The sequence below is a fragment of the Pedobacter psychrodurus genome, assembly GCF_004331735.1.
GTDB classification, from domain to species: domain Bacteria; phylum Bacteroidota; class Bacteroidia; order Sphingobacteriales; family Sphingobacteriaceae; genus Pedobacter; species Pedobacter psychrodurus.
The window spans coordinates 343,353-358,551 of record NZ_SJSO01000005.1 but is presented as its reverse complement, the minus strand read 5'-3'; the positions used below and the strand labels follow the sequence as shown (position 1 = coordinate 358,551).

Here is a 15,199-nt window from a genome sequence, read left to right as displayed (position 1 = left end):
ATGCTTGAGCAGCAAAAGATAATACGCTCCGCAAGCTTCATAACCGCTAAAAAAACAAATGATGATGAAAAATTTACTTATTGCAGTGTTGCTGTTGTTATGCTTTGTCCAGAACCGGGCATTTGCACAAACAACCCAGGCATCAATCTCCGGCATTATAACGGATGAACAAAAGAAACCCATACCTGGAGTTTCGGTGCAGATCAGAAACAGTTCTACTGGTTTTACCACCAAAACTTCAACAAATTCTCAGGGTGAGTATACCTTTAAGGAGCTTCCTTTAGGTGGCCCTTACACGGTAAAAGCCGTTTATGTAGGCTATGGAGAGCAAAATAGAACCGGCTATATGCTAAACCAAGGCGATGCTATAAAAGTTGCCATTAATATGCAGGAAGCTTCACAAAATTTAGAAGCTGTGCAGGTAGTAGCATCTGGTTTAAAAAACAAGATCGAAAACATTGGTGCTGCAACAGCTATTTCGGCCAGGGCAATTACTCAACTCCCTGTTAACGGACGTAATTTTACCACCTTAATGGATTTATCTCCATTGAGCAGGGGTGGAAATATATCTGGTCAGTTAGGTTCATCAACCAATTACACCATTGATGGTATGAATGCCAAAAATCCTACTTCAGCTGGCTCAACTACAAGTCGCAGTGGTGCACCCTATTCTATCTCGATCGAAGCGGTACGCGAGTTTAAGGTAGTTACGAACCAGTACGATGTGATCAACGGTCGCAGTGGCGGAGGTACCGTAAGTGCAGTAACCAAACAAGGAACCAATACCTTCAGCGGTAGTGCTTTTGGTTATGGTCGTGCCGACTGGTTATCTAGCGGTTACGATATCAGAGGAAATAAACGCGATATCGATTTTTCAACTTATCAATATGGATTCTCGCTGGGTGGTCCAATTATTAAAGACAAATTACACTTCTTTGTAGTATGGGATCATCAAAAAGATGCCCGTCCGTTACTCATTGCTGATGTTCAATCTTCGGCTGATGAACTACGTTACAACATTAACCAATCTACTTTAGATTATTTTGTAGGTGTGGCGCGCTCAAAATATGGCGTGGCAAACTCTCCGCAATTTGGTTCTTTCCCTAAAAAAAGAGGTTCGGATGCAGGCTTTCTACGTTTAGACTGGCAGATTGATGAGAAAAACCTATTAACCATCAGGGATAATTATACTAATGACCGTAACAAACTCGGACTGGAAGACAATACTGCAATTAACCTATACGAATCGACTGGTAACGACAAAAATGTCGACAACAGTCTATTAGCTACCTTACGTACCTCAATAAGCTCAAAATTAACAAACGAGTTAAAAGTACAACATTTATATACCTACCAAAAAAGTTCTCCTGGCGATCAGTTACCGGCATCGAATATCCCACGTGTAATTGTTGAGGGTGTAACCTCGGTAATAAACGGTACAAATAGAGCAACCAATATCGAAATGGGTGGTCACCGCTTTGCACAAGAAGGCTTTACCAATAATGTATTACAGTTTGTAGATAACCTTTATTATAATACCGACAAGATTAAATATACTTTCGGGATCGATTTTATGTACACACACGCCAAATCATTGTATGGTAGTGAGGTGAATGGCCGTTTCCACGTTCAAGCCGGAACAAAAGATGTAATTACCAGTGCGCCTGGTGTAACACCGGTAGTTATTACCAAAGTACCTAACTTTGATAATTACGAAAACGGAACAGCTTATCGCTACTTCAGAGAGGTGCCGCTAATGGCCGATCCAAGTGTTCAATCGAATATTATCAATGCAGGTATTTATGCACAGATGCAAACTAGACTAGCACAAGGTTTAGACCTTACCGCAGGCATCCGTTTAGATTACGCACATTATCCTTCTTCTCCTTTGAACCAATTGGTGTTGGATGAAGTTGGTGTTCGTACCGATAACAAATTAAAGTCATTCGTAATCCAGCCTCGTGTACAATTTACCTGGGATGTTAATGAACAAAGAACAGATTTCATTCGTTTTGGCGCTGGTATCTTTGCATCAGACATTAATAATTATGTTACCATTAATAACTTAACTTTTGATGGTAAACATTTTGGGACAGTTGATACACGTTTAGGCGTACCATCTGCTTATTTAACCAGCTACAGAAACGATCCGTCTACTACACCCACTTTAAGCCAATATCAAATTGCTACGATCAATACCTATGCAGAAAACGCAAAAGTACCTGTAGTATACAAGTCGAATTTATCGTATAGCCACTTTTTCACGCCTACATTACGTGTTGGAATTGCTGGTTTCGCAACTTTGGGAAGAAACAACTATGTTTATGTTGACAGGAATATGGTTGCCAATCCTTATTTTAGATTAGCCAACGAGGATAACCGCGGTGTTTATGTACCTGCAGCAAGTATTCCCGCATCTAATGGTGCAGCAGACTGGCAACAGGGCCGTATAAGCAACAAAGTAGGCCGTGTGTTAGAAATGAATAGCAACGGTAAGGTAAACCAGTTTGCCGTAGTAGCCGATGCAACATGGCAGTATTTTAAGGATGGCGAGATTACGGTGAGTTATACTTATAACGATACAAAAGACAATACCTCTTTTAACGGAAACGTAGCCAATACCTCTACCTTATCTTTACCAGTTAAAGACGATCCACGTAACTTAAGCAATATGACCTATTCTGACAATCAGTTTAGAAATAAGGTTGTTTTTTATGGTACATCCCCTAGCCTTTACGGCTTTAACATCGGTATCCGTTATTCAGGTATAGGTGGTACACGTTACAGCTTATTATCGGGCGCAAATATCAATGGCGATTTTGTTGGTACAAATGATCTGGCTTTCATTTTCGACAGAAACAACCCGAGTGTTGCAACAAACGTTCGCAACGGTTTACAGGCTATTTTGGATAATCCACTTGCCAGTCAAAGTTTGAAAGATTATATCAACAAATATTCAGGTCAGATTGCACAACGAAATGGCGGTATTAATGGCTTTTATGGTATTGTTGATGTGAGGATCACCAAAAAATTAAGATTGAACAAAATACATGCATTTGAACTTTCTCTTGATGCATTTAATGTTGGCAATATGATTAAGAAAACATGGGGTGTAAATGAGACATTGGGTTCGCAAGCCTTATATGCCTTACAAAATCCAGCTTTCGATGCCACAAATCAAAAGTTCAACTACAATGTAAACAATGCCGGCATTGTTACGCCATCGGGTAATCCTTGGCAGATACAGATTGGTTTACGTTACGGATTTTAAACAAGGTTTAGCTATTTTCTTAGCTTAAAGTCATAAAAAAGGGGAATGGATTTTAATCCGTTCCCTTTTTTTATGTTTGCATTAATAAACAACAAAACTTAATGGGATTATTACTTAACTACCTGAAACACCACAAGTGGATTGTGGCTTTGGCGCTTTTGCTGGCAGGTATAAATATTGGTTTTTCACTTTTAGATCCATACATCACCGGTCGCATTTTAGACCGCTTTATCAATAAAAAAGATACGCTTACCTATGCCCAATACCTTTGGGGTTCGCTGGGTTTAATCGGCTTGGCTATTGGGGCAGCCATGGTTTCGCGTATCGCTAAAAACTTTCAGGATTATTTCACCAGTGTGATTGTTCAAAAAGTTGGTGCAAAAATGTATGCAGATGGTTTACAACATTCTTTAAAATTGCCTTATCAGGTTTTCGAAGATCAACGTAGCGGAGAAACCCTGGGTATTTTACAAAAAGTACGTTTAGATTCGGAGAAATTTATCACCGCCTTTATCAGCATCCTTTTTGTAAGTTTAATCGGAATGATCTTCGTTATCGTGTATTCGGTTTCGGTAAGCTACAAAGTTACCTTAGTTTATTTTTCGGCTATTCCGATCATCAGTTTCGTAAGCTGGTTTTTAAGTCGCAAAATCAAAACCATCCAACGCTCTATCGTTGGCGAAACTACTGCTTTGGCTGGCTCTACAACCGAATCGTTAAGAAACATCGAACTGGTTAAGAGTTTAGGTCTGGCCGATCAGGAAATTGAAAGATTGAACAAAACCACTTACAAAATTCTGGGCTTAGAACTTAAAAAAGTGAAATATGTGCGCAGTATGAGTTTCGTTCAGGGCACTACAGTAAACCTGGTGCGCAGCACAATGGTGTTAGTTTTACTGTTGCTTATTTTCGATAATTCAATTACTGCCGGACAGTATTTCTCATTCCTTTTTTACTCATTCTTCCTTTTCGGACCACTACAAGAGCTTGGCAATGTAATTTTAACCTGGCGTGAAGCAGAAGTTTCGTTAGGTAACTTTAAAAAGATTTTAAGTACACCGATTGACAAAAAACCTGAGAATCCAACTTCTATAGCAAAAATTAAGGATTTAACCTTTAGCAATGTGGGTTTCAAACACCTAACAGCCAATAGAAATGCTTTAGATAATATTTCGTTTAAAACCCATCACGGGCAAACCATTGCTTTTGTTGGTCCCTCGGGTTCTGGAAAAAGCACACTGGTGAAACTATTGGTGGGTTTATATCCTGCAAAAGATGGTGAGATTTTATACAATGGTATTCCAAGTAACGATATCGATCTTGATGCCTTACGCGAGAAAATCGGTTTCGTAACGCAAGACACACAGTTATTCTCGGGTACAATAAGAGAAAACCTGTTGTTTGTTAACCCTAATGCAACTGATGAAGAATGTTATAAGGTTTTAAACCAGGCAGCCTGTCAAACGCTTTTGGCCCGTGCCGATAAAGGCTTAGATTCGTTAATTGGCGAAGGTGGGGTTAAGGTTTCTGGTGGCGAGAAACAACGATTATCAATTGCAAGAGCATTGCTCCGTCAGCCAGATATTTTGGTTTTTGATGAAGCGACATCGTCGCTAGATTCGATTACAGAGGAAGAAATAACCAAAACCATCCGTTCGGTTTCAGATTTAACCGATCACATTACCATTTTGATTGCACACCGTTTATCGACCATAAAACACGCTGATAAAATTTATGTTCTGGAGAAAGGCAACATCATTGAAGAAGGAAGACATGAAGAATTAATTGCACAAAACGGCTTATACCAAGCCATGTGGCGCCAACAAATTGGCGAAAGAGTTGTTGAAGCTTAAGGAACAATATTTTTAATTATGTTACTAGCACAAGTAGAAAGCAACCAGATCGCAATTATCATTATTATAGCAGCTGTATTATGGCTAGCCTTAATATTAGCCGCATTGTATCATATATCGAGAAACAACAGCATCGGTTTCTCGGTAAAAGTACTTTGGTTTATCATTATCCTTCTTGCTCCTTTTTTAGGTTCCATTATTTATCTAATCTGGGGTAAGAATAAGAAGTTTTGATGATTGAATTCAATGGATATCGTCATCCTAACTTTATTTCATCGCCATGGTTCGTGTCCTCACGAACCATTTCTCTTTCTTCCCATTAAAACTAAAATGCTTTTAGTTTTATGTATTTTTTTTGGAAAGCAGTGCCAGTAGTTCTTCGGTTTCGTTCCGCCCCGCTGTTCCTCCTGCCGATACTTGTTTATAAAAATAATGATGCGTAATCGGCATCCGTGCCATCGGGTTTAGGTGTCAAATCACATGCGCGAACCAATGTTTTTAACCACTAAGAAACAAAGGCACAATAAAAGTTAAGCATGAGGGATAGCAGTGGAAATCCTTTTTTGATTTTTCTTCAAAAAAGATTGTAACGAATAGCCCGACCCTTGCGCAGCTTGGGGCATGCCCAAATTATTTGCAATAGCGTGTTTATCAGTAATAAAATATGAATTTCAGAGTTATCAACTTTCTTACAAACTGGCTATTAAAGTTGACAACTCTTTTATTAACTAAGCCGCTTTAGTAGTCTGCTCATTAATATCCTGCAAACTCAACTTGGTTAAAGATCTTGTTTTAAACCAGGTAATGCCAGCAATGGCCAATGTCATACTTCCTCCAAAAACTACCGATGGGATGGTACGCATTAACTTTGCGGTAAGACCCGATTCAAAAGCGCCAATTTCATTTGACGATCCAATAAACATACTGTTTACAGCCGATACACGTCCACGCATTTCATCTGGTGTTAGCAATTGCATAATGGTTGATCTGATAATTACACTTACACTATCAAAAGAGCCTTCCAAAAAGAGGAAGAAAAGTGTTAAGTAGAAATTTTTAGATAAACTCCAGCAGATGATGCTTAGGCCAAAACCAGTTACGGCGATCAATAAATTTCGCCAAGGCTTGTTCATCGGAGAAAAACGTGTCATCGCAAGCATGGTAAAAACAGATCCTGCAGAAACAGCTGCTCGCATAAAGCCTAAACCCTCAGGTCCAACTTTTAATATATCATTGGCAAACACAGGTAATATGGCTACTGCGCCGCCAAAAAACACCGAGAACAAATCTAGACTCATTGCCCAAACCATCATTTTGGTTTTAAATACAAATTTTATTCCTTTCAGCAAACTTTCTTTAATATTTTCTTTGGGCACAAACTGTGGTGGGTGAACTTTTAAAAAGAAAATACAAATGAGGGCTATAAATACAAAAGAAATAATCACGATATATGTTATAGTAATACCGAAGAAACCGTAAGTCATTCCTCCTATTGCCGGCCCTAAAATAGAAGCCATCTGCCAGCTCGAACTGCTCCAGGTACTTGCATTTGGGTAAAGGTTTTTCGGCAAAATCTGAGCCATTAAAGAGAATGTAGCTGGTCCGAAAAACCCTCTTGATATACCCATTCCAAATACGAGTACATACATAATTAAGGCGATTAGGTTAACCTTAAAATTAAACAGGGTAAAAATGATATCGATCTGCCGAAAGTTAAACTGCGGCAATGTTACCAGCAGCATAATAAGGGTACAAAGAAATACACCTCCAAATATTTTGAGCAATAAGCCTCTTTTTTCGCTCTTATCTGCGACATAACCTCCGTACAATGCAATTCCTATTGCAGGAATAGCCTCGCACAAGCCTACAAATCCTAAAGCCAATGGATCCTTGGTTACATGATAAATATAAATCCCAAGCACTACTGCCTGCATTTGATAGGCAAAGGTGAAGAAAAAACGCATGCCTAGGTAAGAGCGAAACTCCCTAAAGCGCAATGCGGCGTAAGGATCTGGTTTTGTAATAACCGAATTGGGGTCTGAATCTGCCACAGAAAAAAAATTATATGCAAAACTAAGCTTTGAAAATTAAATGGAGGAATGGACAAAGGCTTAAGATTGTTTGTTTTTCTATTAAAAAGTAAAAATATGAGTTCAGAGATTCTAAATGTTATTGCATAAAAAACCCGATGAATATGATTGTACATATCCATCGGGCTATTATGCGTAATTTAGTAACCTGGGTTTTGCTCTAGCAAATTATTCTTGTTTACTTCATCGCGGCTAAATGGCCTGAAGTAAAGTTTATTGTCCCAACTTCTGTTTTCCTGTGCATTTTCTACAACCGGACTATAGGTATAATCGTATACGGTAGGATCGTAATGGTAAGGAGCAGACATGGTTTTACCTGGCTTAAATTTACCGGTAACCTTAATGTAGGTAACCTTTCTGCCCAGTGTTTCACCAGCAATTAACCACCTGCGCGTATCATGATAACGTTGTTCCTCATAAGCCATTTCTATACGGCGCTCATGGCGGTAAACCTCTCTAAGTCCGGCCTGGTCTGTTGCTGTAACAGCGGGCATACCTGCTCTAAAACGGATTTTATTTAACCAGTTTGTAGCATTACTCAATTCGCCAAGCTCAATACTTGCCTCAATGTAATTGAATACAGCTTCCGTATATCTAAAGAAAGGCCAAGGCACATTTTGCGACATAGAGGCATCAACAATAGTTGGATCTGGATCAATAAATTTATGGTAGTAATAACCTGTCCAGCTGCCATTCCAGTTTTCGATAGAACTTGCTCTGGTATCCAAACCTTTGAAATCGATTCTTGTAGTGTTATCCATTAAATCGTATACCCCAGTTTGGATTTGACTGGCAGGATCAACATTACCTGATGCTTTATCGCGTGGTTTCCAACCAGCACCATCGTATAAAACTGTAGCGTAAAACCGTGGGTCTCTATTTATATAAGGGTTTGCCTTCTGTAGCGGATCATTCCAACTAAACTTTGTCCCATTTATCATTTCGTAATCATCGACCAATAAACCTATCGGCGTATTGCCTGCCCAGTTGTGGTAACCGTTCGGGCCATTTTGCTGTGCATGTTTGATATTGCTTTGGATGATAAAGTAGCGGGCAAAAATTAATTCTGAAGCCGCAGTAGCATCTACACCAGGCGCTTTACTGGCTCCACCCATTGCTATGCTCTTATAATTTAATTGTCCATCTGCTAGCGTAGCGGGAGCAGAAAGATTTAATTTATAACCAGTACCCAAATCCACAACGGCTTTAGCCGCAGTTTGGGCTAACTTATAACGGTCGGCCTGGTTTCCACTCGCATAGCTCAGGAAATCTAATTTTTGAGCAGCTATTCCAGTAATTTTCGCATTGAGCTTCGCCCGATCATGCAAATCACTTGCTGCATAAATCAGCACTCTAGATTTTAGAGCCAAAGCAGCAAGTGCAGTAGTACGGCCTTTATCGAGTGTTTTACCTGTTAACAGCTTATTGGCTTCATCGCAGTCTTTAATAATAAAATTTACACACTCTTCGTAAGTGTTGCGTTTTATTTTAAAATCATCAGTTAAAGCATATGTTTTGGTTATAATAGGTACAGCTCCATAATAACGCAACAGCTGCTGATAAAAATAAGCACGTAAAAAATAAGCTTCGCCTAGTAATTGATCCTTTAAGGACTGACTAGAAAGTGCATTATCGCCACCAACAATCCTTTCAACAGTGGTATTGCAGGCCCTGATGCGATTATACATCTGCTTATAGGCCCAGGTATCATCCACCCAACCCAATGTAGATGGGTTAATGGTTGCATTATTGATTAAATCGATTCCTCTTGTAGGGTGTGTAAACATTGCTTCATCCGAAACAGAAGCAAGCATTTGCTCAGAAAAACCGCCATTCCCCAATCCATTGTAGATATCGTTTACGAAGGCCTGTGCAAGTGCAGGATCTTTCCAAACCAGCTCAGAAGATATTTTATCGGGTGGATTTACATCCATAAAATCTTTCTTACAAGAGGCTGCAAGAAAAGTTATAAAAACCAATATATACAGATTTATATTTTTGTTTGTTGCTTTCATATTTTTCATCCTTTTAAATTTATTTTCAACTGCGATGAAGCTACCATAATTTATATATTCACTATATATTACGAAAATTATGATGGTTTCGTTGTAATTGATAAACAGCTATACATTATTAAAAAACGGCTTTAATACCCATATTAATTACCCTTGCCTGAGGATAGTATTGACCACTTGTATTGGTAGATTCAGGATCCCATATCTTGATTTTATCAAGTGTTGCCAGGTTGAGCCCATTTGCATACACCCTTACACTGTTTAATCCGATTTTTTCAACCCATGTAGTTGGCAATGTATAGCCCAATTCAACATTTTTTAGTCTGATGTAATTATTGCTCCGCAACCAATAGGTATTATTTAATGCATTATTACCATCGGTATAATAGGTAGCGCCTCTGTTAGATAAGCGCGGATTTACTGAACTTGGATTGTCAATACTCCAACGGTTCTGGTAAGACCATTCCAAGAAATTGCCGATATCTCCAGATTCAGTTATCCCAACAATTTGCATCCCTCCTGTGGCGCCCTGAATAAGTACAGAAAGGTCGAATCCTTTATATTGTAAATTCAAGTTTAGCCCTCCGGTAAAGGTTGGTGTACCGTTTTTATCTAAACGAATTTTGTCATCCGCGTTAATTTTACCATCACCATTAATATCTTTAAATTTCATGTCGCCAGGACGAAGGTTACCGGTAAGTGCGCTATAATTAAGCGTATTGGCATTAACCTCTGCCTGATTTTTAAACACACCGTCATAATCGTACACCAACCACGAGCTAGTCACCCTACCTGTAGAACGCTGCCACTCTGGGGCACCCGGTGTTTCATCCCAAAATATGATTTTGTTTTTGGCATAACCACCGTTCACACTTATTCCATAATTCCAATCACCCACGTGGTCGTTATAACTTAATTTAAATTCAAAACCTTCGTTATTTACCTTACCCAAGTTAACAGGCGGTAAACGGTCAGTAATCCCCGAACTTTCTGGAACAGAACTGCCCCTGCTGATCAGGATATTTGTACGTTTATTGTAGAAATAATCGAACTCAAGAGATAGTTTATTTTTCAAAAAAGATGCATCTAAACCAATATTGGTATTGTTAGCAACTTCCCATCCGAAATCTAGATTAGGCACCTTGCCTTCAGTTAATGATTTGGTAATTAAATCATTAAAAACATAACTGCCGAAGTTCATCAAACTGAGGTACTGGTACTCCTGCAAGGCATCTCCAAAGTAGGCTTCAGCTCCCATTTGTCCCCAAGAAGCCCTCAATTTTAGATTATCTACGAACCTAACATTGTCTTTAAAAAAGGGCTCTTCAGATAAGCGCCATCCTACCGATACGCCAGGGAAGAAACCAAAACGCCTGGCTGTTGGAAAAATATAAGAACCGTCTACCCGCCAAAGAAATTCGGCCAGGTATTTTTCTTTATAATTATAGCCCGCACGCCCGAAATAACTTAATCGGGCACGGTTGAATAAATTGTTCGGGTCGCCAGGATTATTCCCTAAAGATTGTTCCTTCTCATCACCTGCCAGTAATTGCTCAATTGCCGACGACAGGAAATACCTCCTGAACGCAGTAAAGCCATCGTTGGTAATTTTTTCACGGGTTACACCGGCCATTAAACCAATGGTATGATCGCCAATCTTTTTATCATAATTGATCATACCCGTTAAATTTACCGCCAATTGCCCGCCAGCTGTTTCCCTAAGCCGTGGGTCGGTGTATTGAGAGCGTACAGTACCCGAAAGTACAGGGGTTACTCCGTCCGCTTCAAAAGTTTTCTTGTCCCAATCATAAAGGGTCCATGGTAGTTGCCAGTTTTTCTGTCTTCCAGAATATTTATCTATAGCTGCAGTTCCGGTTACTTTTAATCCGTCTACCCCTGGGATTTTAATCTCAACCTTACCTGTGGTTTGAAAGTAATCTCTAATATCTTTATTATATCCAGTTAAATCTGTAGTAGAAACTACCGGATTATAACCATATTCAATATCCCTACCTGGCAAACCATTAGGCCATATGGCTATTTCATTAGGCCGCCCTCTCATCAAAAACCTAAAAATATCACCTGCACCAACTGTAGGGAAATTACGATTTTCCTCTCTAGCCGTTACACCTAGTGTTGTTGTAATGTATTTACTCACTTTTGCTTCCAGGTTTAAACGCATGTCGTACTGCTGATAACCTGTGGCAGAATTTTTATAGTATGCATCTTGATCGAGGTAGCCAAGAGAGACCAGGTATTTCACATTTTCACTTCCACCATTGATCTGTACATTATGTCTTTGCTGAGGCGACCAAGTTTGAAAAACGGTTTTAAACCAATCGGTATTAGGATACCTTAAAGGATCAGAACCATCGCCAAATTTTCGGATTTCGTCTGGTTTATAAGCTGCATTAATCGTTTTACCCCCAGTGGATAGATAAGAACCTGTTGTTTTAAAATTGTTCCACGCCGCCGACCACTCATTAGGATTAAGATCGGAGCCAAAAATATTCAGTTCATTTAAGATCTCGGCATATTGAGTTGAATTGGACATTTTTGGTATTCGTGTAGGTTGCTGCAAACCATAGCTAAAATCGTATGAAAACTGTGGTTTGCCTGATTTACCTAATTTGGTGGTGACTAAAATTACCCCGTTCGCCGCTTGCGAACCGTAAATGGCAGCAGAAGCATCTTTTAAAACCGATACGCTTTCGATATCGTTAGGGTTTAACCTTTCAATTCCACCAGCACGATTAGGAATTCCATCGATTACGATTAATGCATTGTTATTTCCGAGTGAATTTATACCCCTGATCCGGATGGTAGAACCATCGTAACCAGGCTCGCCACTTCCTTGCAATGCAGTTACACCGGGTAAACGTCCGGCTAACGAATTGGTTAAGTTCACAGAAGAAGACTTGGCCAACTCCGACCCTTTAACCGCAGCAACTGCACCAGATACAACAGCTTTCTTTTGCGTTCCGTAACCTACTACCACCACTTCTGATAAGTTTTGATTGTTTTCTACTAAACGGACATTAATACTGGTTTGGTTCTTCACCTGGATTTCTTGATCTACATAGCCTATATAGGTGAATACTAAAGTAGCATTCTCAGGCACCTTGATGCTAAATTTACCCGAACCATCTGTTACTGTAGTTGCCGCCCCTCCCTTTAACTTAACACTTACACCGGGGATGGGGCCATTACCATCGGCAACCTGTCCTTTCACAATGATATCCTGAAGTGGAGGTCTGTAAAAATCAAAAGGTTCTTTTTCGTGCAATGATGCTTTGGCAGACATGCTGGCAAGTGGAGAAAAAACGAGACAACCACTGCAAACAAGAAACATGCTACTTCTGGCAAAAGTCCTCAATAGATTTTTTTTCATAGTTTTTCAATTTATTTTGGTTAGATAATATTTGTATTATAATTCAGTACACATAAGTAATAATTAACTGTCTTTAAAAAAATCATTTAAATATGACTTATCGACATAATCTTTTACACGACATTAACATCAAAAAATTAAGGTTCCTGCCGATTATATCATTAAATCATTATTAACCATATGAAATCCCTCATAATATGCTTAAAACCATATTTAAGGAATAAAAATCACTGTGATGGAAATCCTCAGTGTTGGACTTGCAGACTCTAAATTTCATATTTGGTTACACGCAAGATAGGAATATTAGGGATTTAAAGAAGGGGGTAAAATAATAATTATAAGGGGCTGACTCGTAAAAAAACAATTACACAACTACGCAAAGTAGTATTAATAATACAGCGCTAAATATTATTGCAAAATATGAGAAGAAGGAAATTAAATGATTGGAAAGAAATTAAGCTGAATATAAGATTAGCTTATTTTGTCGAAAGAAATGCCTCTTTCTAATTTTTGCAGGTAAGCTTTTAAGATGGCATTTTCGGGCTTAACCAGCTGCGGATCGTCTTCAAAAAGTGCGATAACCGTATTACGTGCTTCAGACAAAATAATCTGGTCTTTGGCCAGGTCGGCAAGCTTCAGATCTAAAACACCGCTTTGTTGTGTACCGGTAATATCGCCAGGGCCACGGAGCTGTAAATCTATTTCTGATATTTCGAAGCCGTTGTTTGTTCTTACCATTGTTTCCAAACGAATCTTGCCTTCCTTACTCAGTTTATTACCACTCATTAATATACAGAAAGACTGCTCTGCACCACGGCCTACCCTACCGCGCAACTGGTGCAGTTGTGACAGACCAAACCGTTCGGCATTTTCAATTACCATTACAGAAGCATTGGGCACATTTACACCCACCTCTATTACTGTGGTAGCTACCATAATCTGGCTTTTACCATCAATAAACTGCTGCATTTCGAACTGCTTATCGGCATTGGGCATTTGTCCATGCACAATACTCATTTGGTAATCGGGTCTTGGAAACTGATAACTTAGCTGCTCAATTCCAGCTTCGAGATGTAAAAGATCTAATTTTTCGCTTTCCTTAATTAAAGGATAAACAATATAAACCTGCCTGCCTTTGGCAATTTCCTGCTTCATAAAACCGAACATCCTGAGGCGCTGACCTTCAAACAGGTGTTTGGTTTCTATGGGTTTTCTGCCCGCAGGTAGTTCATCAATGATAGAAACATCCAGATCACCATATAAAGTCATTGCCAAAGTACGCGGAATAGGCGTAGCAGTCATTACTAGAATATGTGGTGGAATGATATTTTTCCGCCAAAGCTTAGCGCGTTGCTCCACACCAAAACGGTGCTGTTCATCGATCACAACCAGTCCTAAATTTTTAAACTGAACCTTATCTTCAATCAATGCATGTGTTCCAATCAGAATATCGATTTCTCCATTCTCCAATTGCTCGTGCAAAACAGTACGCTCCTTCTTTTTGGTATTTCCAGTAAGAATGGCAACACGCACCAGGTCGTCGGTCACAAGTTCTGTGATAGAAGCATAGTGCTGGCGGGCCAAAATCTCGGTCGGAGCCATCATACAAGCTTGGTAGCCGTTATCATTTGCCAAAAGCATACTCATCAATGCAACGGCAGTTTTACCGCTTCCTACGTCCCCTTGAACGAGCCGGTTCATTTGAACACCACGTTGGGTATCGATTCTAATTTCCTTAACTACCCGTTTTTGGGCATTGGTTAACTCGAAGGGCAAAAACTCATTATAAAAGCGGTTCACTTTTTCGCCAACCTTTTCAAAAGTTACGCCTTTAAATTTTAACTGGCGTAAGTGCTTATTGTGTAAAAGCTGTAACTGGATGAAGAATAATTCTTCAAATTTAAGGCGTCTTTCAGCAGCGCTTAAATCCTTCTGATTTTTAGGAAAATGAATATTCAGTAAGGCCAATCTTTTATCGGGCAGCTGATACTTATCAATGATGTATTGTGGTAAATTTTCGGGAACCTGGGGGATAATCTGATCTAACAAACCTGCGATTAAACGCTGTAGTCCCTTTGAATCGAGATTAAATTTTTTAAGCTTTTCTGTTGAGTTATAAACCGGCTGCAGGGTTAAATTCCCTCTTCCCGCCTGCTTGCGCTGGTACAGTTCCATTTCCGGATGCGAAATACTAAATGTGCCGTTAAAGATGGTTGGTTTCCCAAAAGCTACATAAGCTGTACCTACAGTAATATTATCGTCAACCCATTTTAAGCTCTGGAACCAAACCAATTCCATGATTCCGGTTTCATCTTTAAAAACAGCGATAATGCGCTTTGCTCTTTTATCGCCGATTACTTTTTTACTGATTACACGCCCGATAATCTGGACATACTGAGAATCAGGATTGATCTGGTTAATCTTGAAATATTTTGTACGGTCGATATACCTAAACGGATAGTGCGCCAGCATATCCAGATAAGTGAACAGGCCGAGATCCTTTTTCAAAACATCAGCACGACTTGGTCCAACGCCTTTCAAAAACTCAACAGGTGTATCTAATACCGAATTAAACAAAA

At 39.4% G+C, this 15,199-nt stretch carries 7 protein-coding genes; 3 read left to right on the top strand and 4 right to left on the bottom strand.

What is annotated here, in order from left to right; all coding sequences use genetic code 11:
* Window positions 1-64: 64 nt before the first annotated feature.
* The 3 genes from EZ456_RS08355 to EZ456_RS08345 all read left to right on the top strand — a co-directional run bounded on the left by EZ456_RS08355 (window position 65) and on the right by EZ456_RS08345 (window position 5,358).
* Window positions 65-3,271 (top strand): TonB-dependent receptor, encoded by a 3,207-nt coding sequence (locus tag EZ456_RS08355; protein ID WP_225876497.1) that lies wholly within the window; start codon window positions 65-67, stop codon window positions 3,269-3,271.
* A 101-nt stretch (window positions 3,272-3,372) separates the two neighbouring features.
* Complete coding sequence (locus tag EZ456_RS08350; protein WP_131529131.1) at window positions 3,373-5,124, top strand: ABC transporter ATP-binding protein; 1,752 nt, start codon at window positions 3,373-3,375, stop codon at window positions 5,122-5,124.
* Window positions 5,125-5,142: 18 nt separating this feature from the next.
* On the top strand, window positions 5,143-5,358 hold the full coding sequence (locus tag EZ456_RS08345) for a PLDc N-terminal domain-containing protein (RefSeq protein ID WP_131529129.1): 216 nt from the start codon (window positions 5,143-5,145) through the stop codon (window positions 5,356-5,358).
* 494 nt (window positions 5,359-5,852) lie between these two features.
* On the opposite strand, the gene EZ456_RS08340 is transcribed toward EZ456_RS08345, so the two are convergent.
* The 4 genes from EZ456_RS08340 to recG all read right to left on the bottom strand — a co-directional run bounded on the left by EZ456_RS08340 (window position 5,853) and on the right by recG (window position 15,197).
* Window positions 5,853-7,175 carry an MFS transporter gene (locus EZ456_RS08340; RefSeq protein WP_205945053.1) on the bottom strand — a complete coding sequence of 441 codons (1,323 nt, stop codon included), beginning with the start codon at window positions 7,173-7,175 and terminating at the stop codon, window positions 5,853-5,855.
* Between the two features lie 179 nt (window positions 7,176-7,354).
* Entirely contained in the window at window positions 7,355-9,238 is a 1,884-nt protein-coding gene (locus EZ456_RS08335; protein ID WP_225876496.1) for a RagB/SusD family nutrient uptake outer membrane protein, read from the bottom strand.
* Between the two features lie 109 nt (window positions 9,239-9,347).
* On the bottom strand, window positions 9,348-12,620 hold the full coding sequence (locus EZ456_RS08330) for a SusC/RagA family TonB-linked outer membrane protein (RefSeq protein WP_205945052.1): 3,273 nt from the start codon (window positions 12,618-12,620) through the stop codon (window positions 9,348-9,350).
* 471 nt (window positions 12,621-13,091) lie between these two features.
* Complete coding sequence (gene recG / locus EZ456_RS08325; RefSeq protein ID WP_131529125.1) at window positions 13,092-15,197, bottom strand: ATP-dependent DNA helicase RecG; 2,106 nt, start codon at window positions 15,195-15,197, stop codon at window positions 13,092-13,094.
* Between the last annotated feature and the right edge of the window lie 2 nt (window positions 15,198-15,199).